A 22,122-nucleotide genomic window follows, 5' to 3' on the forward strand; every position below is an offset into this window, starting at 1 on the left:
CGTCGCGGCGGTTGCGCTGCGGTGGAATCCTACCCGGCTCAACCCAGACACTGAGGTCCCAGAAGTCCCTTGAGTTCACCGTAGAGATCGGGGGTGACGCGCACCGGATGCGGTACCTCGAAGACCTTCGCGGTACCGGCTCTGTGAAGCTTGAGCGAGACCTCGGTCTCGCCACTGTGGCGCCGTAGGACGGCCGCCAGCTCGCCGATCGTCGATTCCGTCGCCCGCTGCTCCGGAAGCAGCAGCACGAGCGGCCCCGCGGCATCGAACGAACCGAGGTCGGGAGAGAAGGCAGACTGACCGTGGAGGTTCAGCCCATCGTCGCGACGCGACACCCGTCCTCGGACGACGAGGATCGAGTCGGCCACCAGCATGCTCTGGAACTCCGTGTATGTCTTTCCCATGAACATCACGGTCACCTCACCGTCGAAGTCCTCGACGGTGATCATGCCGTAGGGATTGCCGCTCTGCTTCGCCACGCGGTGCTGCACGCTCGTCACGAGCCCGGCGACGGTGACCTGATCGCCGTCCTGGACGTCTTCCGAAGCGAGCAGGTCGTGGATCGACGTCGACGCGTGCTTGGCCAGCGGTATCTCGAGTCCGGCCAGCGGGTGGTCGGACACGTAGAGCCCGAGCATCTCGCGCTCGAAGGCGAGTTTGTCCTTCTTCGTCCACTCGGGGCGTTCGGGCACCTTGGCCGGCATCACCTCTTCGGCCTCGTCGTACAGGCTGTCGAAGTCGAATCCGATCGCACCGGTGGCGGCCTTGCGCTTGGCGTCGACCGCCGCTTCGACCGCATCCTCGTGGATCTCCATGAGTGCGCGGCGGGTAGATCCGAGCGAGTCGAAGGCCCCAGCCTTGATGAGGGACTCAACGGTGCGCTTGTTGGCGACGTGGAGCGGGACCTTCGTGAGGAAGTCGTGGAAGCTGACGTAGTTGTCGTCGGCGCGCGAGGCGATGATGCCGTCGACGACGTTCGCACCGACGTTGCGGACCGCGCCCAGGCCGAATCGGATGTCTTCACCGACGGCGGCGAAGTATCGGATCGACTCGCCGACGTCGGGCGGCAGCACCTTGATGCCCATGCGGCGGCACTCGTTCAGGTACACCGCCATCTTGTCTTTCGAGTCGCCGACGCTCGTGAGCAGGGCGGCCATGTACTCGGCGGGATAATGAGCCTTGAGGTAGGCCGTCCAATACGAGACGAGCCCATAGGCGGCCGAGTGCGCTTTGTTGAAGGCGTAGTCGGAGAACGGGAGCAGGATGTCCCAGAGCGCCTGGATCGCGCCCTCGCCGAAGCCGCGCTCCTTCATACCGCCCGAGAAGCCCTCGTACTGCTTGTCGAGCTCGGACTTCTTCTTCTTACCCATCGCGCGGCGGAGGATGTCTGCTTGTCCGAGCGAGAAGCCGGCGACCTTCTGAGCGATCGCCATGACCTGCTCCTGGTAGATGATCAGGCCGTAGGTCGTGTCGAGGATGTCGCGCAGCGGCTCTTCGAGCTCGGGGTGGATCGGCGTGATCGGCTGCAGGCCGTTCTTCCGCAGCGCGTAGTTCGTGTGCGAGTTCGCGCCCATGGGTCCCGGGCGGTACAGCGCGATGACAGCCGAGATGTCCTCGAAGTTGTCGGGCTTCATCAGGCGGAGCAGCGATCGCATCGGCCCGCCATCGAGCTGGAACACCCCGAGCGTGTCGCCGCGGGTGAGCAGATCGTAGGCCGGGCGGTCGTCGAGGGCGAGATGCTCGAGGTCGAGCTCCTCACCCCGGTTCATGCGGATGTTGTCGAGCGCATCCGAGATGATCGTGAGGTTGCGCAGCCCCAGGAAGTCCATCTTGATCAGACCGAGCGTCTCGCACGACGGGTAGTCGAACTGCGTGACGATCTGACCGTCCTGCTCGCGACGCATGATCGGGATGATGTCGAGGAGCGGTTCCGACGACATGATGACGCCGGCCGCATGCACGCCCCACTGCCGCTTCAGGCCTTCGAGCCCGAGAGCGCGGTCGAACACGGTCTTCGCCTCGGGATCGGTGTCGATCAGGGCGCGGAACTCGCTGGCCTCCTTGAACCGTGGGTGGTCCTTGTTGAACATGCCGTCGAGCGGCATGTCCTTGCCCATCACGGCCGGCGGCATCGCCTTGGTGAGCTTCTCGCCCATGCTGAAGGGGAAACCGAGCACGCGCCCGGCATCTTTCAGCGCCTGCTTCGACTTGATCGTGCCGTAGGTGACGATCTGCGCGACACGCTCGGAGCCGTACTTCTCGGTCACGTACTCGATGACCTCGCCGCGACGACGGTCGTCGAAGTCGACGTCGAAGTCGGGCATGCTGACGCGGTCGGGATTGAGGAATCGCTCGAAGATGAGACCGTGCTCGAGCGGATCGAGGTCGGTGATGCGCATCGCGTACGCCACCATCGAGCCGGCGCCCGACCCGCGCCCGGGGCCGACGCGGATGCCGTTGTCCTTCGCCCAGTTGATGAAGTCGGCGACGACGAGGAAGTAGCCCGGGAAGCCCATCTGCAGGATGATGCCCGTCTCGTACTCGGCCTGCTTGCGCACCTTGTCGGGGATGCCGCCGGGGTATCGGTAGTGCAGCCCGGCCTCGACCTCTTTGACGAGCCAGCTGTCTTCGGTCTCGCCGTCGGGCACCGGGAACCGCGGCATGTAGTTGGCCGAGGTGTTGAACTCGACCTCGCAGCGCTCGGCGATGAGCAGGGTGTTGTCGCACGCCTCGGGGTGGTCGCGGAAGAGCTGCCGCATCTCCTGCGCGGTCTTGATGTAATAGCCGTCGCCGTCGAACTTGAAGCGGTTCGGGTCGTCGAGCGTCGATCCGGACTGCACGCAGAGCAGCGCGGCGTGAGCATCGGCCTCGTGCTGATGCGTGTAGTGGGAGTCGTTGGTCGCGACCAGCGGGATGTCGAGGTCTTTCGCCAGCCGCAACAGGTCGGTCATCACCCGGCGCTCGATCGACAGGCCGTGGTCCATGATCTCGGCGAAGTAGTTCTCCTTGCCGAAGATGTCCTGGAACTCCGCCGCCGCGGCGCGAGCGGCGTCGTACTGGCCGAGACGGAGCCGGGTCTGCACCTCCCCCGAGGGACATCCCGTCGTCGCGATGAGCCCCTTGCCATAGGTCTGCAGCAGCTCGCGGTCCATGCGCGGCTTGAAGTAGTAGCCCTCCATGCTCGACAGCGAGCTCAGCCGGAAGAGGTTGTGCATGCCCTCGGTGCTCTGGCTCCACATCGTCATGTGGGTGTAGGCGCCGGAACCCGACACATCGTCGCTCTTCTGCTCGGGCGACCCCCAGGCCACGCGCGACTTGTCGCTGCGGTGCGTTCCCGGAGTCACGTACGCCTCGAGACCGATGATCGGTTTGACCCCCGCCGCCTGGGCGGCGCGGTAGAACTCGAAGGCGGCGAACGTGTTGCCGTGGTCGGTCACCGCGATCGCCGGCATGCCGTAGTCGGCCGCCGCCTGGGTCATGGCCGCGATCTTGGCTGCACCGTCGAGCATCGAGTACTCGCTGTGCACGTGCAGATGAACGAAGGAGTCGGATGCCACCAGACGAGTCTACGTTCGGGCTCGGACACCGGTCCTAGGCTGGGCCCATGGCCACTCCCGACTTCGTCCTCGATCTGCGCGAGAAGATCGGCACCGCTCCGCTCCCGCTCGTAGGGGTGACCGCCGTGGTGTTCCGCGACGAGAAGGTGCTCTTGGGCAAGCGAGCCGACAACGGCAGCTGGCAACCCGTGTCGGGCATCGTCGATCCCGGCGAGGAGCCCGCCGACGCGGCGGTGCGTGAATGCCTCGAAGAGGCCGGGGTCGTCGTCCGCGCGGAACGGCTCGCGCTCGTGCACCAGGTCCCCCGCATCGTCTATGCCAACGGCGACCAGGTCGACTACCTCGACCTGGTGTTCCGCTGCTCATGGGTCTCGGGCGACCCGCATCCCGCCGACGGCGAGCTGACCGAGGTCGGGTTCTACGACCTCGGTCAGATGACCGACGTGGCGCCCGAGCACGTCCGTAAGATCGCCCTGGCGGTCGCGGAGGACGACCCGGCGACCTTCCGGGGCGGGCGGTGACCTCGCGCGTCGCCCTGGGCGACCTGCTCGACGCCCTCGCGCGCGATCAGGGCGATCCGGGCGGTGGCGCCGCCAGCGGCGTCATCACCGCCGTCGCGGCCGCGCTCGCGCAGATGGTCAGCCGCTACAGCTCCGCAGAACCCGCCGCCGCCGGTATCGACGCGCGGCTCGCCCGCCTTCGCGACGCGGCCGTCGCCGCAGCGGAACGCGACGGGCGGGCGTCGGGTGCCCTCGGCGCCTCGCTCCGTCCGGTCTCGGGCGACGACCGCGGCAACCGCGACCGGCGCATCGTCGAGGCGGCGGCCGGCGCCATCGAGACGTCCGCTGCTCTCGGCGAGATCGCTCTGGGCGTCTGGGCGGAGGTGCGCCTCCTCGCCGACGTGGGCAATCGCCACCTCATGTCGGATGTCGCGGTCGCCGCCGACGCCGTTGCGGCCGGACTCGGCGGCGCGGCGACGAACCTGATCGGCGGCCTCGCCCTCGTCGCGGCGCACGGCGACCCGGGACCCGTCGAAGCCGCTCACAGCGATCTGCGCGATCGGCTCCTCGCGGCACGCCGTGAGGCCCGCGGCCTCGCCGACCGCCTCGCCGAGGAGTGACCGCACGAGGGCCGGCGCACGCCAGCCGGCGGGTCAGTCGCCCCTGAGCGTCTCGAGGGCCCGCGCGAGGTCGGCCGGGTAAGGCGACGTGAAGGTCGACCACTCCCCCGACACCGGATGGTCGAAGGCGAGCCGATGCGCGTGCAGCCACTGGCGGGTCAGTCCGAGGCGAGCCGACAGCGTCGGGTCGCCTCCGTAGAGCGGGTCCCCGACGCACGGATGCCGGTGCGCGGCCATATGCACGCGGATCTGATGCGTACGTCCCGTCTCGAGGTGGATCTCGAGCAGCGAGGCACCCGGGAACGCTTCGAGCGTCTCGTAATGGGTGACCGAGTCCTTGCCCGCCGGGGTGACGGCGAACTTCCACGAGTGCGAGGGATGGCGTCCGATCGGAGCGTCGATCGTGCCGGCGAGCGGGTCGGGGTGCCCCTGGACCACGGCGTGGTAGATCTTCTCGACCTCGCGCTCCTTGAATGCGCGCTTGAGGGCGATGTAGGCCCGCTCGCTCTTCGCGACCACCATGAGTCCGCTCGTGCCGACATCGAGCCGGTGCACGACTCCCTGGCGCTCGGCGGCGCCGGTGGTGGCGATGCGGTAGCCGGCGGCGGCAAGCGCCCCGAGCACGGTCGGCCCGTCCCACCCCAGCGAGGGGTGTGCAGCGACACCGGCGGGCTTGTCGACGACGACGATGTCGTCATCGTCGTACACGATGCCGAGGTCCGGTACAGCGACCGGGACGATCTGCGCCTCGGCACGCTCTTCCCAGAACACATCGAGCCATGCGCCTGCGACGAGCTTGTCGGATTTCGCGAGCGTGCGTCCGTCGAGTGTCACCCCGCCCGCGGTCGCCACCTCTGCGGCGAAGGTGCGCGAGAATCCGAGCAGCTTGGCCAGTGCGGCGTCGACACGGACACCGTCGAGTCCATCGGGAACGGGCAGTGCGCGCTGGGGCATCTCAGCGATCCGTGACCGTGGCAGTCGGCTCGTCCGCCGCGTCGTCGGCGTTTCGGCGCTCGCGCGAACCGTCGAAGCGGATGCCGACGACGACGAGTACGGCGACAGAGATCATCATCGTCACGATGAACATGTCGGCGACGTTGTAGATCGCCGAGGGGAACCACAGCCACATCCACGGGGTATGGATGAAGTCGATGACGTGCCCGACGAGGAATCCGGGTTCACGCAGCAGGCGGTCGGTGAGGTTCCCGAGCACGCCGCCCAGGAGCAGACCGAGGACGATGGCCCACGACCGCGCACGGACCCGGCGGACCGTGAGCACGATCACGACGACGGCGACGGCCGCGAGCGCGAGCGTGAAGAGCCAGGTCACGCCTGTGCCGAGCGAGAACGCGGCGCCGGGGTTCTTCGTCAGATAGAGCTGGAAGAACTCGCCGAGGACGGGAACCTCCCGCTGATACGGCAGGTTCTCAAGGGCGAGGTACTTCGTGAACTGGTCGGCGGCCAGCACCACTGCCGCGAGAATCGCGACGAGGGCACCGGCCGCCGGACCGTTCAGACGCTTGCGCGACGCCAAGGATTACGCGCCGGCCGAGACGCCGGTCGTGTCGAGGTCGCGGAGCTTGCTCTCGATGAAGCCCCGGAGCTGACCACGGTAGTCCTTCTCGAACTGCTGCAGCTCGGAGATGCGACCCTCGAGCGACACGCGCTCGGCCTCGAGGCGCGCCACCTCATCGCGGCCACGGGCCTCTGCCTCGGAGATGATCGATGCGGCCTGGGCCTGCGCGTCGGCGATGAGCTTGTCGCGCTGGGCCTTGCCCTCGGCGACGTGCTCGTCGTGCAGGCGCTGCGCCAGCTCGATGATGCCGGCGGATGCGGCGGCCGGAGCCATGTCGCCGGCCGGGGCAGGCTGCTCGACGGCCGGAACCGGCGCGGGCACCTCCTCGACGACGGCGTCGTCGGTGGAAGCGGCGGCGGGGGTCTCACCCGACTCGTAAGCGGCGAGCTTCGCCTTGAGCTCTTCGTTCTCGGCGATCGTCTTGCGCCATTCCACGACGATCTCGTCGAGGAAGTCGTCGACCTCGTCGGGGTCGAATCCTTCCTTGAAACGCACGTGCTGGAACTGCTTGGTGACGACGTCTTCAGGGGTCAAAGCCATGGTGTTGTCCTCTTTCAGGGCTCACGACGCGGGCCGGTCAGCCGGCACCCGCCGCAGCGGGCCGTACCCACCCAGCATAGTCCGACGCCTTCGCGGCCGCGACGATCCCGCCGCGACCGCCTCAGGCGAAGGCGATCACGCGGGTGATCGACAGCAGGATGAAGCACGCCAGCATGGTGAGCGGGAATGCCAGATCGATTGCGATGACGCCGAGTCTGATCGGAGGGATGACGCGGCGCAGTGTCTTGATCGGGGGGTCCGTGATCGTGTAGACGACCTCGGCGAGCACGAGGGTGAATCCCCTCGGGCGCCACTCCCGGTTGAACAGGGGGATGTACTCCAGGATCAGTCGGACGAACAGAACGAGGATGTACAGCAGGAGAGCGAAGTAGACGATTGCGGCGAGCAGCCGTACGACATCCACGTCAGGTCACTGCGCGAACGGCGCCGCCTCAGGCTCAGCCTGAGCCACAGCGCCGTCGCCGGAGACGGCGATGTTCTCGGGCGAGAGCAGGAACACCTTGCTCGTCACGCGCTCGATGCGGCCGTAGAGGCCGAGGGACAGACCGCTCGCGAAGTCGATGAGCCGGCGCGCGTCGGCGTCGCTCATCTGCGAGAGGTTGATGATCACCGGCACACCCTCGCGGAAGTTCTCGGCGATGACCTGCGCGTCGCGGTACTGCTTGGGGTGGACGGTCAGGATCTCGCTGACGGTGCCCGTGGTGGGCTGACGCACGACCGCCGGCCTGTGCAGGGGGGTCACCGGCGCGGCCGGCTTCTCGACAGGCTTGTCACGGCGGGCCTGCTGCTCGGCCTGCGGCTCTTCGTACATTTCTTCCTCATCTGCGAGGCCCAGGTAAACCATGGTCTTCTTCAGCGGGTTCGACATCGCATCCTCCGTTTGCTCGTCTGTTCCGAGGCTATCCGCGGTCCGGGCGCGGTCCCGTGATTGCCGATCCGATCCGCAGGTGTGTCGCACCGGCGGAGATCGCTTCGACGAAATCGCCGGTCATCCCGGCGGAGATCCAGGTCGCGTCGGGCGCGACGGAGCGCAAGACGTCCGACGCCTGCGCGAGACGGGCGAAGGCCGATGCGGGCTCCTCGCCGAGCGGGGCGACGGCCATGACGCCGCGAACGCGCAGGCTCGGGCAGTGCTCCACGATGTGCGCTGTCAGGGACTCGACACCGGCAGGCGCGACGCCGCCACGACCGGGGTCGTCGGTCAGGTTCACCTGCACCAGCACGTCGAGCGGCTCCCCCTCGGGATCGGCGCTGTGCAGCGCGTCCGCGATGCGTGAGCGATCGACGGAATGGACGGCATCCGCCGCCGCTCGCACCGCGCGCGCCTTGTTGGTCTGCGCCTGACCGATGAAGTGCCAGCGCATCCCATCGAGCGCCGGAAGCGCTGCGCGCTTGGCGCTGAGCTCCTGCTGCCGGTTCTCCCCTACGTCGCGCACGCCGAGGTCATGGAGCTGAGAGATGAGCTCCGGCGGGTGGAACTTGGTCACGACGATGCGGGTCACCTCGTCGGGCGCGCGACCCGACGCCCGCATCGCAGCGGCGATGCGGGCGTCGACGTCGGCGAGCCGTTCGGCCAGGTCCGGCATGGGGCGGTCGGCCTACTTCAGGAAGTCGGGGATGTCGAGGTCGTCATCGCCGAAGACCGAGTCGTATGACTCGCTCTTGGCCGACACCGGCACCGTCTCCTTGGCCTCGCGGCGCTCGGAGGGCTCGGATGCCGCGGCCTCCTCGGCCGGGATCTCGGGGAGGACCGGCGGCGCCGACGGACGCGCGGCCGCGATCGGCTCGATGCGAGCCTGCGGCTCGCCGCCGTCGAACCCTGCCGCGATGACCGTCACGCGCACCTCGTCGCCGAGCGTGTCGTCGATGACCGTACCGAAGATGATGTTCGCCTCGGGGTGCGCGGCCTCCTTGACGAGCTGAGCCGCATCGTTGATCTCGAAGATCCCGAGGTTCGAGCCACCCTGGATCGAGAGCAGCACACCGTGGGCTCCCTCGATCGAGGCTTCGAGCAGAGGCGATTCGACGGCGAGCTCGGCGGCCTTGATCGCGCGATCGGCGCCGCGGGCGGAGCCGATGCCCATGAGCGCCGAACCGGCTCCCTGCATGACCGACTTGACGTCGGCGAAGTCGAGGTTGATGAGACCCGGGGTCGTGATGAGGTCGGTGATGCCCTGGACACCGGCGAGGAGCACCTGGTCGGCGGTCGCGAAGGCCTCGACCATCGAGATGCCGCGATCGCTGATCTCGAGCAGGCGGTCGTTCGGGACGACGATGAGGGTGTCGACTTCTTCCTTGAGCTTCGACACGCCGGCCTCGGCCTGGCTCTGGCGCCGACGACCCTCGAAGGAGAAGGGCTTCGTGACGACACCGATCGTCAGCGCGCCGATCGACTTCGCGATGCGCGCCACGACGGGCGCGCCACCGGTGCCGGTTCCACCACCCTCGCCGGCGGTGACGAACACCATGTCGGCACCCGCGAGCGCCTCCTCGATCTCTTCGGCGTGGTCTTCAGCCGCGCGACGTCCGACCTCGGGGTCGGCGCCGGCACCGAGCCCGCGCGTCAGCTCACGGCCGACGTCGAGCTTGACGTCCGCGTCGCTCATGAGGAGCGCCTGCGCGTCGGTGTTCACCGCGATGAACTCGACACCCCGCAGCCCCAGCTCGATCATCCGGTTGACGGCATTGACGCCGCCACCGCCCACACCGACGACCTTGATCACCGCGAGGTAGTTCTGGTTCTGGCTCATGCCGGCCTCCATCTCGTCCCGAACCCTGCTCGTAAACCTTCAACCTCACGTAGAGGTTTAAAGAATTGCCGGGTATGCAATTCCTGAGTTGAAGCTACGCACTCATGGACTCACCCGGCGGACGTGAGCGGCGTGTCGCGACATCCCGCGTTTCTCGGCTTCGAACAAGGGCGCGCAGACCGTCGTGGCGCCTGGCCCGCGCGGAGCCGATCGGCGGCGGCTCAGCGGACGACGGCCGCCTGCGGCGACGAGACGTCGTAGCCGGAGGCATCCGCTCGCGCGTTCATCAGCGCTTCGAGTGCCTGGACCTTCTTGCCGGAATCAGACGGCCCGCCCCAGACGACCGAACGGCCGTCGGCGAGCGTCAGGGTCACGTCGTTGGGCGTTGTCGCCGACAGGACGGTCACCTGGGACCGCAGCGAATCCGGCAGGGATCGGAACACCTGGCCTGCAGCGGCGAAGGTGCTGGAGGACAGACCGCCCTCGACCTCGAGGAGCGGCTGTCCCGCGGGCGGCTCGGGGGTCGTCGAGAGGGCGACCCCGGCCGCGTCGACGAGCGTGTAGCCGGCCTCGCCCTGCACGGCGCCCACCGGCGTCCGCTCGACGATGCGCACCACCAGCTCATGCGGGGGCCTGGCCTCGAGACTGTAGGACTCGACCAACGGGAACGAGACCAGCGCCGCCTTGACGGCGCTCTCGTCGACGAGGGGCATCGGCGTGCCCACCTGACCCGCCAGCGCCGTCTCCACGGCCGCCGCATCGAGCTGCGAGGTGCCGACGATCGTGATGCGCTCGACGGCGAACAACGGGCTGTAGGCGGCACCGATCGACCCGAGGACGAGCGCGACCAGCACGCCCACGGAGACCAGCCAGATGCGTCTGCGCCGACGTTGGCGTGCCGTGAAGCGCCGCACCTCGCGGCGGAGCGCACGCCGACGCGCACGCGCGGCGCCCCAGAGGTCGCGCGCCGTGAGCGGGCGATCCGCGGCGTCGGCGTCCGCGGCATCCGGAGGCGGCGTCGTGGGCTCCGCTCGCGCCGGAGGGTCGAACGGGATGATCGGGGCGATTCCGTAGTCGCGGCCGCGCTGGTGCCACAGTTCCTCGACGGGCTCGGTCCGCGTCGAGTCCGGTGAGGCGACCGCGGTCCCGTCGCCCGTGTCCTGCCCCGCAGGGGCGCGACGCTTCCCGGATGCGCCTGCGCCGTCCTGACCGCCGACGGGCCGTGACGAGGGCGGCAGCGGACTCGGGCGGCGCACCGGCTAGTCCCCCGCCCGGGCGAGCGCGTCGAGCACCTGCGGGATGATCAGGTTCACGTTCCCGCAGCCCAGAGTGACGATGAAGTCGCCGTCGCGCGCGACACCGGCCGTGTAGTCCGCCGCTTCCTGCCAGTCGGCGACGAAGTGCACGCGGCCGGCGTCGGCGAACGCGCCGCTGACGAGCTCGCCGGTGACGCCGGGAACCGGGTCTTCGCGGGCCCCGTAGACGTCGAGGACGACGGTGTGGTCGGCGTGCGTCTCGAGGACGTCGGCGAACTCGCGGAACATCTCCTGGGTCCGCGAGTACGTGTGCGGCTGGTGAAGGGCAATGATGCGCCCGTCCCCCACGACCGTCCGTGCTGCGGAGAGCGCCGCCGCCACCTCGGTCGGGTGGTGGGCGTAGTCGTCGTACACACTGACACCGCGCGTGACCCCGTGGAGCTCGAAGCGCCGCGCCGTGCCCCCGAAGCCCTCGACAGCGCGCAGCGCGCGCTCGAGCTCGTACCCGAGGGCGGTCAGCACCGCCACGGCTCCCGCGGCGTTGATCGCGTTGTGGGCGCCCGGCACCGAGAGGCGCCCGTGGACCGTCTCGCCGCCTCCGGTGAGCGAGAACGACACCGGACCGTCGGTCACGATGTCCGAGACCCGCACGTCCGCGTCGGCGGCCTCCCCGAACGTGATGACCCGCCGGTGCGTGAGTGCCGCCGCGACGCGGCCCGCGCCGGGGTCGTCGGCCGAGATGACGACGGCTTCGCGGGCTCCGTCGGCGAAGCGGACGAACCCGTCGTAGAACGCGTCGCGCGTCTGCCAGTGATCCAGGTGATCCGGATCGACGTTGGTGATGAGCGCGATCGAGGTGTCGTAGAGCAGGAAGGTGCCGTCGGACTCGTCCGCTTCGATCACGAAGACATCGTCGTCGCCGGTCGCGCTCGAGACGCCCAGATCAGCGATGACGCCGCCGTTGACGAAGGTCGGACGGGTGCCGAGACCGCGCAGCGCCGTGACGATCATGCCGGTGGAGGTCGTCTTGCCGTGTGCTCCGGCCACCGAGACGAGCCGGCGGCCGCCGATGAGCCAGTGCAGCGCCTGCGAACGGTGGATGACGTGCAGCCCGCGCTCCTTGGCGAGGAGAAACTCCGGGTTCTCGGGCCAGATCGCTCCCGTGTGGACGACCGTGTCGGCGTCGTCGGGCAGGTGTGCCGCGTCGTGTCCGACGTGGACATCGGCTCCGCGGGCCGCGAGCGCGCGCATCGCGGGGCTGTCGGCACGGTCGGAGCCCGAGACGCGGATGCCGCGGTCGAGGAACATCCCGGCGAGGCCGGACATGCCCGATCCACCGATGCCGATGAAGTGCGCGGCGGTGATGTCGGCGGGGATCGGGAGGCTCAAGTCGGGTCTGATCATGACCCGTCAAGTCTAGGTCGCCCGGCTGAGAGGACCGCCCGCCACGCCCTCAGCGTCGCTGCGCCGCGTCGAGGAGTTCCACGACGTTGGCGGCCCCGTCGCGTATGCCGATCGACGCGGCAGCGCGCCGCATCCTGTCGAGCTCGTCACGGTCTCTCAGCAGGGGAACGACCTCCGAGCGCACGCGGTCGGGCGTGAAGTCGGCGTCGTCGATGATGCGCGCAGCACCGGCTCGAACCGCTCCCGCGGCGTTCAGCGCCTGCTCGCCGTTGCCCACGGCATAGGGGACGTAAACCGCCGGTATGCCGAGCGCGCTGACCTCGCTCACGGTCGCCGCCCCCGAACGCGAGACCACGACGTCCGCGAGAGCGAACGCGAGATCCATCCGATCGAGGTACGGGACGACCCGGTAGTCGGGCGACGGCGCCTTGGACACCTCGTTGCGCTCCCCCGCGGCGTGCAGCACCTGCCAGCCGGCGTCGACGATGTCCCGCCACGAACCCGTGAGCGCCTCGTTGAGCCGGCGTGCCCCCAGCGAGCCGCCGAAGACCAGGACGACCGGGCGTGCCGGGTCGAGACCGAAGGCGGCCGCGGCTTCATCGCGCCGCGCTGAGCGATCGAGGTCGACGATCTCGCGGCGGAGCGGCATCCCGACCACCTGAGCACCGCGAAGCGGCGTCCCTTCGAACACGCTGCCGGTCGCGGCGGCCTTCCGCGCTCCGAGGACGTTGGCGAGGCCGGGACGCGCGTTCGCCTCGTGGACGACGTAGGGAACGCCCTCCCGGCGTGCGGCGACGTAGGCCGGGGCGGCCGCGTAGCCGCCGAATCCCGCGACGACGTCGACGCCGCGTTCGCGGATGTAGGTGCGGACCTGCGCGACCGCCCGCAGCCAGCGGGCGGGGAACCGGACCGCGGCACCGTTCGGACGACGCGGGAACGGCACCTTGTCGACGATGAGAAGTTCGTACCCGCGCTCGGGGACCAGACGCGACTCGAGGCCCTCGCGCGTACCCAGCACGAGAACGGTGTCGTCGGGACGTCGGGCGCGGAGTTCGTCGGCGACGGAGAGCAACGGGTTCACGTGTCCCGCTGTTCCGCCGCCCGCCAGAAGGTAGGTGGTCACCGGAACGAGCCTACCGGCGGGCGGACCCTGCCCGAGCGGGCACCGGCCGCGCCGAGCGCGCCCCCGAGGCCACGTCGAGCGCGGGCACGCGCACCGGCAGCGTTCGCGCGAACGACAGCAGCACTCCCGTGGCGAGCAGTCCGGAGACGAGCGAGGTGCCGCCCTGAGACATGAACGGCAGCGGGACGCCGAGGACCGGGAAGACGCGCAGCACGACGCCGATGTTGATGAGAGCCTGGCCCACGATCCAGATCGTGATGCCGCCCGCGACGATGCGCACGAACGGGTCGTTGGTCTTTCGGATGATGTGGAAGGCGCCGACGGCGTAGAGCGCGAACAGACCGAGCACGACGGCGCAGCCGATGAGCCCGAGCTCCTCCCCCACGATCGCGAAGATGTAGTCGTTCGCCGCGGCCGGCAGCCACTGGTACTTCTCGCGGGAGTTGCCCAGACCGAGCCCGAAGATCCCACCGCTCGCGAGGGCCCAGACGCCGTGGAGCGGCTGGTAGCACGAGCCCGCGTCGGCGAAGTAGCAGTCGGTCGAATCGACGTTGAGGAAGCTCATGATGCGAGCCATGCGGTTGGGGCTCGTCACCGCGAACACCGCGGCGGCCGCCACGACGAGGATCAGGGGGATCACGAACAGGCGCAGCTTGACGCCGGAGAAGAAGAGGCAGCCGAGAAGTATCGCCATGAGGATCATCGCCGTCCCCAGGTCATGTCCGCCCATGACGGTGCCGATCACGAGCGTGCCGACGGGCACCACCGGGATGAACACGTGCTGCCACTTCGACAGGAGCGTCTGCTTGCGGTACAGCACGAACCCCAGCCAGATCGCGAGCGCGAGCTTGAGGAACTCCGACGGCTGCGCCTGGAACCCGAACAGGGAGATCCAGTTCGTGTTCCCGTCGTTGTGGACGCCGAGGCCCGGGACGAAGACGAGCAGCTGCAGCGCGATGCCGAGGCCGAGCGCCGGCCACGCGATGCGCTTCCAGAACCGCAGCGGCATCCGGCCCGCGATGAACATGAGCGGGATGCCGAGGAGCGCGAAAACCGCCTGCTTGAGAACCGTCTCGAACGGACTCGCGTTCGCCGTCGCCATCGTGGCCGAGAGGACCATCACGAGACCGAAGCCGGTCAGGATGAGAGCGGTCGACGCGAGCAGCAGGAACTCGCTGGGTACCGGGGCGAAGACGCGCCCCAGTGACACGCGTGCGGCGAACCCGCTGCGCGCCGGGCCGTCGTCAGCGAGGTTCGTCGGTGGCGGCGTCGGGCGGCTCGGCGTCGTGGTCACCGTCTCCCCTTCCGATCCGTTCGCGCACGGCGTCCGCGAAGCGGCGACCGCGGTCTGCGTAGGAGGCGAACTGATCGAACGAGGCGGCTGCGGGAGCGAGGAGGACGACGTCTCCGGCACCCGCGACCTCGGCCGCCAGTTCGACGACCCGTGCCATGACATCCTCAGTCTGAGTCGCCTCGACCTCGATCACCGGAACCGCCGGGGCGTGTCGCGCGAACGCGGCGAGCACGGCCGTGCGGTCCTCACCGATGACGATGGCGGCCTTCGTCGCCGCGCCGCGCCCGGCGACGAGCGCGGAGATGTCGACACCCTTGAGAAGGCCGCCCACGACCCAGATCGCGCCCGGGAAGGCGGCAAGCGACGACGCCGCGGCGTGCGGGTTGGTCGCCTTGGAGTCGTCGACCCAGGTCACGCCCGCCACCCGGGCGACGACTTCGATCCGGTGGGGATCGAGGCGGAACGCCAGGACGGCGGCGCGGATGGCGGCCGGCTCGACGTCCAGGGATCGTGCGAGCGCGGCAGCGGCCAGGATGTTCGCGACGATGTGCGGAGCCGCGAGGTCTCGCGCCGCGAGCTCGGCGACCGTCGTCAGTTCGAGAGCCGAAGCGCGCCGATCCTCGTGGAAGGCGCGATCGACGAGGATGCCGTCGACGACGCCGAGATCGCTCGGGCCGGGCACGCCCAGGTCGAAGCCGATGGCGCGGCAGCCCTCGACGACCTCGGCCTCCTCGACCATCTCACGCGTGGCGACATCCGCCTTGTTGTAGACGCAGGCGACGCGGGTGTTCTCATACACCACGGCCTTGGCGTCGCGATAGGCGGCGAACGAGCCGTGCCACTCGAGGTGGTCGTCCGCCAGGTTCAGGCAGACGCTCGCGTGCGGCGAGAGCCGATCGGGGCCTTCGGCCAGTCCCAGGTACCAGAGCTGGTGACTCGACACCTCGACGACCAGGACGTCGAAACCTCCCGGATCGCGGACCGCGTCGAGCACCGGCACGCCGATGTTGCCGCAGGGCGCGGCACGCAGTCCCCCGGCGGCGAGCATCGCGGCCGTGAGCTGCGTCGTGGTGGTCTTGCCGTTCGTGCCCGTGATGAGCACCCAGTCGGCTGGGCGTCCGTCGGGGCGGACGACCTTGTCGCGCACGCGCCATGCCAATTCGATGTCGCCCCACACGGCGATGCCGCTCTCGCGCGCCCATCGGATGACGGGATGATGCGGCGGGAACCCGGGCGAGGCGACGATGACGTCGGGAGCGTGAGCCGCCACGGCGTCGGGGACGCTCTGCAGCGAGCCGTCATGCAGCGCGACGCCGATGACCGGCAGGAGCCGCACGTATTCGGCATCCGCTCCCTCTGTGGCCACGAGGACGTCAGCGCCGAGTTCGGCGAGGGTGTCGGCCACCGAGAAACCAGTGACCGAGAGTCCGAGGACCACGACGCGGAGGCCGCGCCAGTCGGCGTTCCAGCTCGTCAGATCGTGCAGGCGCGCGGTCATACCGCCGCCAGCCAGGCCACGTAGAAGAGACCGACGCCGCCGACGGCGAGCATCCCGGCGATGATCCACATCCGCACGACGATCGTCACCTCGGGCCACCCGCGCATCTCGAGATGGTGGTGGAACGGGCTCATGAGGAAGAGGCGCTTACCGCCGGTCGCCTTGAAGTAGTACCGCTGGAGGATCACCGAGCCGGGGGCGATGATGAAGACGCCGGCGATGATGACCGCGAGCAGCTCGGTGCGCGAGAGCACGGCCATGGCGACGATGACGCCGCCGATCGCCATCGATCCGACGTCGCCCATGAAGATCTTGGCCTTCGGCGCGTTCCACCAGAGGAACCCGACGAGCGCGCCCACGAAGGACGCAGAGATGATCGTGAGGTCCATCGGATCGTTCGTCGTGTAGCACGCGGCCTCGTATGCCGGCACGAGCGCGCCGCTGGCGCACCGCTGCTGGAACTGCCAGAACGTCACGAGGCTGTACGCGGACACCGTGAAGATGCCCGCGCCGGTCGCGAGCCCGTCGAGACCATCGGTCAGGTTGGTGGCGTTGGACCACGCGACGGCTTGGAAGGAGATCCACGCGAGGTACAGGAGCCAGCCGGCGACACCGCCCAGCGCCATGAACGACAGCCAGTCGATGTCGCGGAACAGCGAGATAAAGGGGCGCCCGACCGGCTCACCGCCGTCGTTGGGCACGAGCAGGGCGAGGACTCCGAACGAGACGGCCACGATGACCTGTCCGGCGACCTTCCGCCATCCGGAGAGCCCGAGGCTTCGCTGCGAGCGGACCTTCATGTAGTCGTCGATGAATCCGACGATTCCCAGCCCGACCATCATCCAGATGACGAGCAGACCCGACATCGACGGCGGCGCGCCACCGGTCAGCGTGCCGACGAGGTACCCGACGATCGTGCCGATGATGAAGATGATGCCGCCCATCGTGGGCGTCCCGCGCTTGGCGTGGTGGCTCGGGTTGGTCGCGTCGTCGGGCGTGCGGATGACCTGACCCCAGCCCAGCTTCTCGAAGAGCCGGATGAACAGGGGGGTCAGGAAGAGTGTGAACGCGAGGGAGATCGTCGCGGCCGTCAGCAGGGATCTCACGAGAAGAATTCTCCCAGACGATCACCGAGGTGCCGCAGTCCGGCGGAGTTCGACGACTTCACGAGCACGCGGTCACCGGCGCGCAGCTCCTCGATCAGGTAGTCGTAGGCGGCGTCGGCGTCCGCGAAGAACACCGCCTCGCCGTCCCAAGACCCCTCGCCGACGGCGGCGAGGTAGAGCCGACGCGCTTCGGCGCCGACGACGACGATCCGCTCGATCCGCAGACGGACCGCCTGCAGGCCGACCCGGTCGTGCTCATCGCCCGCGAACTCGCCGAGCTCGCTCATCGCGCCCAGCACCGCGACCTTGCGCTCGCCCGGCTGCGTGATCTGCGCGAGGGTGCGCAGCGCTGCGGCCATCGAGTCGGGGCTCGCGTTGTAGGCGTCGTTGATGATCCGCACCGAGTCCGACCCGAGCGGCTGCATCCGCCAGCGTTCGGCGATCTCGACGGTCTCGAGTCGCTCGACGGCATCCTCGAGCGCGACACCCAGCTCGAGAGCGGCGGTGATGGCAGCCAGCGCGTTCATGACGTGGTGCTCGCCGAGCACCCGGAGCCGCAACGGCATCCGCTGATCTCCGACGACGACGACGCAGGTCGTCCCCGATGCGTCCACCTCGACGTCGTCCGCTCGCACCTCGGCTGCGGCGCCCCGTCCGAACCAGCGGACGCGCACGCCGCGCGCTTCGGCGACCGCCGCCATCGTCGCGACGCGCGCGTCGTCGGCGTTGAGGACGGCCACGCCGCCGGGGCGGACCGCCTCGACCAGCTCCGTCTTGGCCTTCAGCGTCGCCTCGACGCCGCCGAAGCCGCCGGCGTGGGCCATGCCGACCATGAGCACCACCCCGACGTCCGGGGTCACGAGGCCCGCAAGACGCCTGATCTGACCCGAGCCGTCGGCACCGAACTCGCTGACGAGGTAGCGGGTGTCGTCGGCGACGCGGAGCATGGTCAAGGGAGCACCCACGGAGTTGTTGAACGATGCCCGCGGCGCGACCGTCGGCCCCTCGCCCTCGAGGATGCGCGCGAGGAGGTTCTTCGTCGTGGTCTTGCCGTTGGAGCCGGTGATCCCCACGACACGGAGATCACCCGTCGCGCGCACGCGTCCGACCACCTCGCGAGCGAGGTCGGCCAGTGCCGTCACCGCGTCGGCGACGACGATCTGCGTGATGTCGGCATCGACGAGGTGCTCGACGATCGCGAGCGCGGCTCCGGCTTCGGCGGCCGCCGGCACGAAGAGATGGCCGTCGGTGGCCTCGCCCGGCTTGGCCACGAAGACGTCGCCCGGGCCGATGTTCCGCGAGTCCGTGTCGACCGTCCCCCCGACTCGGGTGTCGGGAGAGTCGCCGCCGGCGACGTGGAGGGTGCCGGAGAGCACCCGGGCGATATCGGACAACGGAAGGGAGATCATGTTCAATCCTCGGACGCGCTCACGCGCATCACTGGGTCACGGGGAGCAGTGGCGTCTGCGAGTCGGACGGCATGATCCGGTAGTGCTTGAGCACCTGGGTCATGGCCTTCTGGAACGCCGGCCGGTTGGCTGCCGACAGACGCAGGGTCTTCGGCTCGTCGAATGCCGTCAGGACAACATACTTCGGATCGTCGGCGGGTGCGTAGCCGACCAGCGACGTGTAGTACAGGTTGTCCTTATATGCACCGGTGTTCGGGTCGACCTTCTGAGCGGTACCGGTCTTGCCCGCCATCCGGTATCCGGGGATCGCGATGTCATCGGCGAGCGTGCCCTGAGCGAAGACGTTCTCGAGCATCTCGCTGACCTGGGTCGCGGTGCTCTCTTTGATGACGCGCACCGGCTCCGGCAGATCGGGCTTGGTGACCGTGCCGTCGGACGCCGTGCAGGACTCGACGAGGCTCAGCGGCTCACGCACACCGCCGTTCGCGATCGTCTGGTAGACCGATGCCACCTGCGGAGCCGTGACGGTGAACGCCTGACCGAACGTCGTCGTGTAGTAGGTCTGATTGTCCCACTGGTCGGTCGGGATGTAGGTGCCCTTCGGCTCCCCCGACCAGTTGAGCGCCGTTCCCTCACCGACACCGAACTTCTTCAGGTACTCGAGCCGGGTCTCCGGGTCGACCTGCGAGCCGAACTGCGACAGAGCGACGTTCGACGAGGTGACGAGTCCTCCGGTGAGGGTCAGGTTCTGGGCTTCGTGGTGCTCCGAGTCGTTGACGACGGCGCCGTTGGGGAACTCCATCCGGTCGGGTGACCATGCGGTGGAGAGCGGCGTCAGGCCGGCCGCCTCGATCGCGGTCGCCGCCGTGACGGGCTTGAACGTCGAGCCCGGCTCGTACGAGTCGCGGAAGAGGCGGCTGCCCCGGTCCGCGGGATCGGATGCCGCGATGTCGTTGAGGTCGACGCTGGGATATTCGGCGGCGGCGCGGATCTTGCCGGTTGCGACCTCCACCACGAGGATCGACCCGCTCTCCGCCCCGAGATTCTGGGTCTGCTCGGCGATCAGCTGCTGCATGTACCACTGCAGGTCGCGATCGATCGTGAGCTGCAGCGTTCCGCCGTTGACCGGTGCCGGATCCTCGACCTCGGTGCCGGGGATGACGACGCCGTCGAGACCCCGCATGTAGCGGATCTTTCCGTCGCTGCTCTGCAGACACGAGTTCTGCAGGGCTTCCATCCCCTCGAGAGGCGTCTCGTCCGAGCCGACGAAGCCGATGACGTTGCCCGCGACGGCACCGTCGGGGTACGTGCGATGCGGGTGCTGGTCGAAGCCGACGAAGGGCAGCTTGAGGTCGGCGAGGGCACGGTACTGCTCGGTCGAGATCCCGCGTTCGAGGTAGGCGAAGCTCGACTCGGGGTCGGCGGCGACGGCGGTCGTGACGATGCTCTCGACCTCGGCGGCATCCTGGCCGGTCACCGCGGCGATCTCGGCCGCCAGTTCGGGCCACGTGACGGTGACGGTCTGACCGTCGTCGTTCTTCCGCTTGATTCCGTTGGCTGCGAGCTTGGGGTCGATCTTCGCGTCGTAGATGGAGGTCGTCGTCGCGAGAGGAGCGCCGTTGGTATCGGTTATGTCACCGCGAGTCCCGAACAGCGTCGTCCCGGCCTCCATCGCGAGGTTGCGTGCGTCCGCCTCGTGCTCGTCGGCATTCACGACCTGGATGTCGACGAGCCGGACGATGAACGAGACGACGACGATCAGGACGACGAGGAGTGCGACGACCGTACGGCGGCGCGGACTGCGGGTGGCTCGTGTCGTCATGGTTCTCAGTGTGTGCTCGGGGCGGGCAATCCGTCTGCGATGGGCGGGGGTGTCGCATGATCGGCGCCCACCAGCTCGTCCGTGCTCGTGCCGCTCTCGAGGCTCGCGGCGGGGTCGGTCACCAGCGGAACCCCGGCGACGAGCGAGTTCGCCACGGCGGCGCGACCGAGGGCGTCGACGTTCGAGTGCGATCCGGCCGCACTCGCCGAGCCAAGCACGGCGCCGTCGCTGAGCCGCAAGTAGCTCGGCGATTCGGCGATGACCATACCGAGTGCCGTCGCATTCGCCGCGAGGTACTGGGGCGAGGCGAGCCCGGCGAGGTCATCCTGGATGATCTGCTTCTGCCAGGTGAGCTGACGCTGCTGCTGCGAGAGCGCCGAGATCTCGTATGAGGTCTGCGTGGTGAGGATCGACAGCCCCATCTGGACTGCACCGATGAGAACGGCACCCGACACGGCGATGATGCCGTAGAGCATGCGGGGGCGGCGGCGGCGCGCGGCGCCGGTGACCAGCCGCAGATCGCGCTGGCGTTCGCGCTCACCCTCGCGCGGGAGCCGGCCGGGGACGCTCGCGAAGAAGTCGTCGCCGAGCGGTGAGGGGATGCGGGCGGTGTTGTCGGCGGTCACGAGGCCTCCCTCATCCGTTCCGCCGCGCGCAGCCGAACCGGCGTCGCGCGGGGATTGCGTTCACGTTCTTCCTCGGATGCCAGCTCCGCGCCTCGGACCAGCAGTCGGAACCGCGGCGCGTGCTCGGGCAGCTCGACCGGCAGACCGCTGGGCGCGGTCGAGGACGATGCCTCGGCCAGCACGCGCTTGACCGCGCGGTCCTCGAGCGACTGGTAGGACATCACGACGATGCGTCCGCCCACGGCGAGGGCCTCGAGCGCGGCGGGAAGCGCGCGCTCGAGCACCGCCAGCTCGGCGTTCACCTCGATGCGCAGCGCCTGGAACACGCGCTTGGCGGGGTGTCCCGCACGATCGCGCTGCACGGCGACCGGCGTCGCGGCGATGAGCACGTCGACGAGCTCGCCGGAACGGGTGAGCGGAGCACGGCCGCGGGCTTCGATGATCGCTCGCGCGTACCGCCCGGCCAGCTTCTCCTCGCCGTAGCGCTCGAAGATGCGACGCAGGTTGCCCTCGCTGTATGTCGCGAGGATGTCGGCTGCGGTCGTTCCCGCGGTCTGATCCATCCGCATGTCGAGGGGCGCGTCCTGCGCGTACGCGAATCCGCGGTCCGCTTCGTCGAGCTGCAGCGATGACACGCCCAGGTCGAACAGGATGCCGTCGACGCGGCGGATGCCGAGGGAGTCGAGCGCCTCGCGGATGCCGTCGTACACGGTGTGCACGAGGGCGACGCGGTCGCCGAACCGGGCGAGGCGCTCCCCCGCGATGCGGAGTGCATCGGTGTCGCGGTCGAGCCCGACCAGCCGCACGCCCGGGAACCTCTCGAGAAGCGCCTCGGAGTGACCGCCCATGCCCTCGGTGGCATCGACGACGACGGCGCCCTCGCGCTGCAGGGCGGGGGCGAGCAGCTCGACGCAGCGGTCGAGCAGGACGGGGGTGTGGATGTCGTCGTTCGTCATGATCGTGGCGGGACGGCCCCGGAGCCCTGATCCCCCTCCGCCGCGACCTGACACCGGGGAAGTG

20 protein-coding genes are annotated in these 22,122 nt (G+C 69.2%); 2 read left to right on the forward strand and 18 right to left on the reverse strand.

The annotated features are described in order from the left end of the window. Nucleotides 1-38: 38 nt before the first annotated feature. Nucleotides 39-3,557, reverse strand: a complete 3,519-nt coding sequence (gene dnaE / locus C3481_RS03695; protein WP_023951532.1) for a DNA polymerase III subunit alpha — start codon at nucleotides 3,555-3,557, stop codon at nucleotides 39-41. 47 nt (nucleotides 3,558-3,604) lie between these two features. On the opposite strand from dnaE, the gene C3481_RS03700 reads away from it, so the two are divergent. After that, a complete protein-coding gene (locus C3481_RS03700; RefSeq protein ID WP_023951534.1) occupies nucleotides 3,605-4,078 on the forward strand; it encodes an NUDIX domain-containing protein in 474 nt (157 codons plus the stop codon). Next, a complete protein-coding gene (locus tag C3481_RS03705) occupies nucleotides 4,075-4,677 on the forward strand; it encodes a cyclodeaminase/cyclohydrolase family protein (protein ID WP_103840830.1) in 603 nt (200 codons plus the stop codon). Before C3481_RS03700 ends, C3481_RS03705 begins: the two co-directional genes overlap by 4 nt. 33 nt (nucleotides 4,678-4,710) lie before the next feature. Here the strand turns inward: C3481_RS03705 and C3481_RS03710 are convergent, their stop codons facing one another. From C3481_RS03710 to rsmH, 17 genes are all read right to left on the reverse strand, one after another. Then, nucleotides 4,711-5,631 carry an RluA family pseudouridine synthase gene (locus tag C3481_RS03710; RefSeq protein WP_064956842.1) on the reverse strand — a complete coding sequence of 307 codons (921 nt, stop codon included), beginning with the start codon at nucleotides 5,629-5,631 and terminating at the stop codon, nucleotides 4,711-4,713. A 1-nt stretch (nucleotide 5,632) separates the two neighbouring features. Beyond that, entirely contained in the window at nucleotides 5,633-6,211 is a 579-nt protein-coding gene (gene lspA, locus C3481_RS03715; protein ID WP_023951539.1) for a signal peptidase II, read from the reverse strand. 3 nt (nucleotides 6,212-6,214) lie between these two features. Beyond that, entirely contained in the window at nucleotides 6,215-6,793 is a 579-nt protein-coding gene (locus C3481_RS03720) for a DivIVA domain-containing protein (protein ID WP_023951541.1), read from the reverse strand. A gap of 121 nt (nucleotides 6,794-6,914) precedes the next feature. Continuing rightward, nucleotides 6,915-7,217, reverse strand: coding sequence for a YggT family protein (locus tag C3481_RS03725; RefSeq protein WP_103840832.1), 303 nt, complete (start codon nucleotides 7,215-7,217; stop codon nucleotides 6,915-6,917). A gap of 6 nt (nucleotides 7,218-7,223) precedes the next feature. Further along, on the reverse strand, nucleotides 7,224-7,682 hold the full coding sequence (locus C3481_RS03730) for a cell division protein SepF (RefSeq protein WP_023951545.1): 459 nt from the start codon (nucleotides 7,680-7,682) through the stop codon (nucleotides 7,224-7,226). A 31-nt stretch (nucleotides 7,683-7,713) separates the two neighbouring features. Beyond that, nucleotides 7,714-8,400 (reverse strand): YggS family pyridoxal phosphate-dependent enzyme, encoded by a 687-nt coding sequence (locus C3481_RS03735; RefSeq protein WP_023951547.1) that lies wholly within the window; start codon nucleotides 8,398-8,400, stop codon nucleotides 7,714-7,716. Nucleotides 8,401-8,412: 12 nt separating this feature from the next. After that, on the reverse strand, nucleotides 8,413-9,564 hold the full coding sequence (gene ftsZ, locus C3481_RS03740) for a cell division protein FtsZ (protein WP_036304959.1): 1,152 nt from the start codon (nucleotides 9,562-9,564) through the stop codon (nucleotides 8,413-8,415). A 221-nt stretch (nucleotides 9,565-9,785) separates the two neighbouring features. Next, on the reverse strand, nucleotides 9,786-10,820 hold the full coding sequence (locus tag C3481_RS03745; protein WP_103840834.1) for an FtsQ-type POTRA domain-containing protein: 1,035 nt from the start codon (nucleotides 10,818-10,820) through the stop codon (nucleotides 9,786-9,788). Between the two features lie 3 nt (nucleotides 10,821-10,823). Then, a complete protein-coding gene (gene murC / locus C3481_RS03750; RefSeq protein WP_103840836.1) occupies nucleotides 10,824-12,224 on the reverse strand; it encodes a UDP-N-acetylmuramate--L-alanine ligase in 1,401 nt (466 codons plus the stop codon). A gap of 49 nt (nucleotides 12,225-12,273) precedes the next feature. Then, nucleotides 12,274-13,347, reverse strand: coding sequence for a glycosyltransferase (locus tag C3481_RS03755; protein WP_103840838.1), 1,074 nt, complete (start codon nucleotides 13,345-13,347; stop codon nucleotides 12,274-12,276). 10 nt (nucleotides 13,348-13,357) lie between these two features. Further along, on the reverse strand, nucleotides 13,358-14,641 hold the full coding sequence (gene ftsW, locus C3481_RS03760) for a putative lipid II flippase FtsW (protein WP_103840840.1): 1,284 nt from the start codon (nucleotides 14,639-14,641) through the stop codon (nucleotides 13,358-13,360). Beyond that, nucleotides 14,592-16,139, reverse strand: coding sequence for a UDP-N-acetylmuramoyl-L-alanine--D-glutamate ligase (murD, locus tag C3481_RS03765; protein ID WP_023951560.1), 1,548 nt, complete (start codon nucleotides 16,137-16,139; stop codon nucleotides 14,592-14,594). The genes ftsW and murD overlap by 50 nt, the downstream gene beginning before the upstream one ends. Continuing rightward, a complete protein-coding gene (gene mraY, locus C3481_RS03770) occupies nucleotides 16,136-17,245 on the reverse strand; it encodes a phospho-N-acetylmuramoyl-pentapeptide-transferase (protein ID WP_023951562.1) in 1,110 nt (369 codons plus the stop codon). Before mraY ends, murD begins: the two co-directional genes overlap by 4 nt. After that, nucleotides 17,242-18,654, reverse strand: coding sequence for a UDP-N-acetylmuramoyl-tripeptide--D-alanyl-D-alanine ligase (gene murF, locus C3481_RS03775; RefSeq protein WP_064956847.1), 1,413 nt, complete (start codon nucleotides 18,652-18,654; stop codon nucleotides 17,242-17,244). The genes mraY and murF overlap by 4 nt, the downstream gene beginning before the upstream one ends. Before the next feature lie 28 nt (nucleotides 18,655-18,682). Beyond that, nucleotides 18,683-20,476 carry a penicillin-binding protein 2 gene (locus tag C3481_RS03780; RefSeq protein WP_064956848.1) on the reverse strand — a complete coding sequence of 598 codons (1,794 nt, stop codon included), beginning with the start codon at nucleotides 20,474-20,476 and terminating at the stop codon, nucleotides 18,683-18,685. A gap of 5 nt (nucleotides 20,477-20,481) precedes the next feature. Next, nucleotides 20,482-21,102, reverse strand: a complete 621-nt coding sequence (locus tag C3481_RS03785; protein WP_023951568.1) for a hypothetical protein — start codon at nucleotides 21,100-21,102, stop codon at nucleotides 20,482-20,484. Beyond that, nucleotides 21,099-22,058 (reverse strand): 16S rRNA (cytosine(1402)-N(4))-methyltransferase RsmH, encoded by a 960-nt coding sequence (gene rsmH / locus C3481_RS03790; RefSeq protein WP_023951569.1) that lies wholly within the window; start codon nucleotides 22,056-22,058, stop codon nucleotides 21,099-21,101. The genes C3481_RS03785 and rsmH overlap by 4 nt, the downstream gene beginning before the upstream one ends. Between the last annotated feature and the right edge of the window lie 64 nt (nucleotides 22,059-22,122).

Source organism: Microbacterium sp. Ru50 (assembly GCF_002920555.1).
GTDB classification, from domain to species: Bacteria; Actinomycetota; Actinomycetes; order Actinomycetales; family Microbacteriaceae; genus Microbacterium; species Microbacterium arborescens.

What these genes read in the sequence shown, in the direction of transcription:
- C3481_RS03700 (WP_023951534.1), top strand. Translation starts at nt 3,605, where the DNA reads ATGGCCACTCCCGACTTCGTCCTCGATCTGCGCGAGAAGATCGGCACC.
- C3481_RS03710 (WP_064956842.1), bottom strand. Translation starts at nt 5,631, where the DNA reads ATGCCCCAGCGCGCACTGCCCGTTCCCGATGGACTCGACGGTGTCCGT.
- C3481_RS03720 (WP_023951541.1), bottom strand. Translation starts at nt 6,793, where the DNA reads ATGGCTTTGACCCCTGAAGACGTCGTCACCAAGCAGTTCCAGCACGTG.
- C3481_RS03730 (WP_023951545.1), bottom strand. Translation starts at nt 7,682, where the DNA reads ATGTCGAACCCGCTGAAGAAGACCATGGTTTACCTGGGCCTCGCAGAT.
- C3481_RS03735 (WP_023951547.1), bottom strand. Translation starts at nt 8,400, where the DNA reads ATGCCGGACCTGGCCGAACGGCTCGCCGACGTCGACGCCCGCATCGCC.
- ftsZ (WP_036304959.1), bottom strand. Translation starts at nt 9,564, where the DNA reads ATGAGCCAGAACCAGAACTACCTCGCGGTGATCAAGGTCGTCGGTGTG.
- murC (WP_103840836.1), bottom strand. Translation starts at nt 12,224, where the DNA reads ATGATCAGACCCGACTTGAGCCTCCCGATCCCCGCCGACATCACCGCC.
- murD (WP_023951560.1), bottom strand. Translation starts at nt 16,139, where the DNA reads ATGACCGCGCGCCTGCACGATCTGACGAGCTGGAACGCCGACTGGCGC.
- murF (WP_064956847.1), bottom strand. Translation starts at nt 18,654, where the DNA reads ATGATCTCCCTTCCGTTGTCCGATATCGCCCGGGTGCTCTCCGGCACC.
- C3481_RS03780 (WP_064956848.1), bottom strand. Translation starts at nt 20,476, where the DNA reads ATGACGACACGAGCCACCCGCAGTCCGCGCCGCCGTACGGTCGTCGCA.
- rsmH (WP_023951569.1), bottom strand. Translation starts at nt 22,058, where the DNA reads ATGACGAACGACGACATCCACACCCCCGTCCTGCTCGACCGCTGCGTC.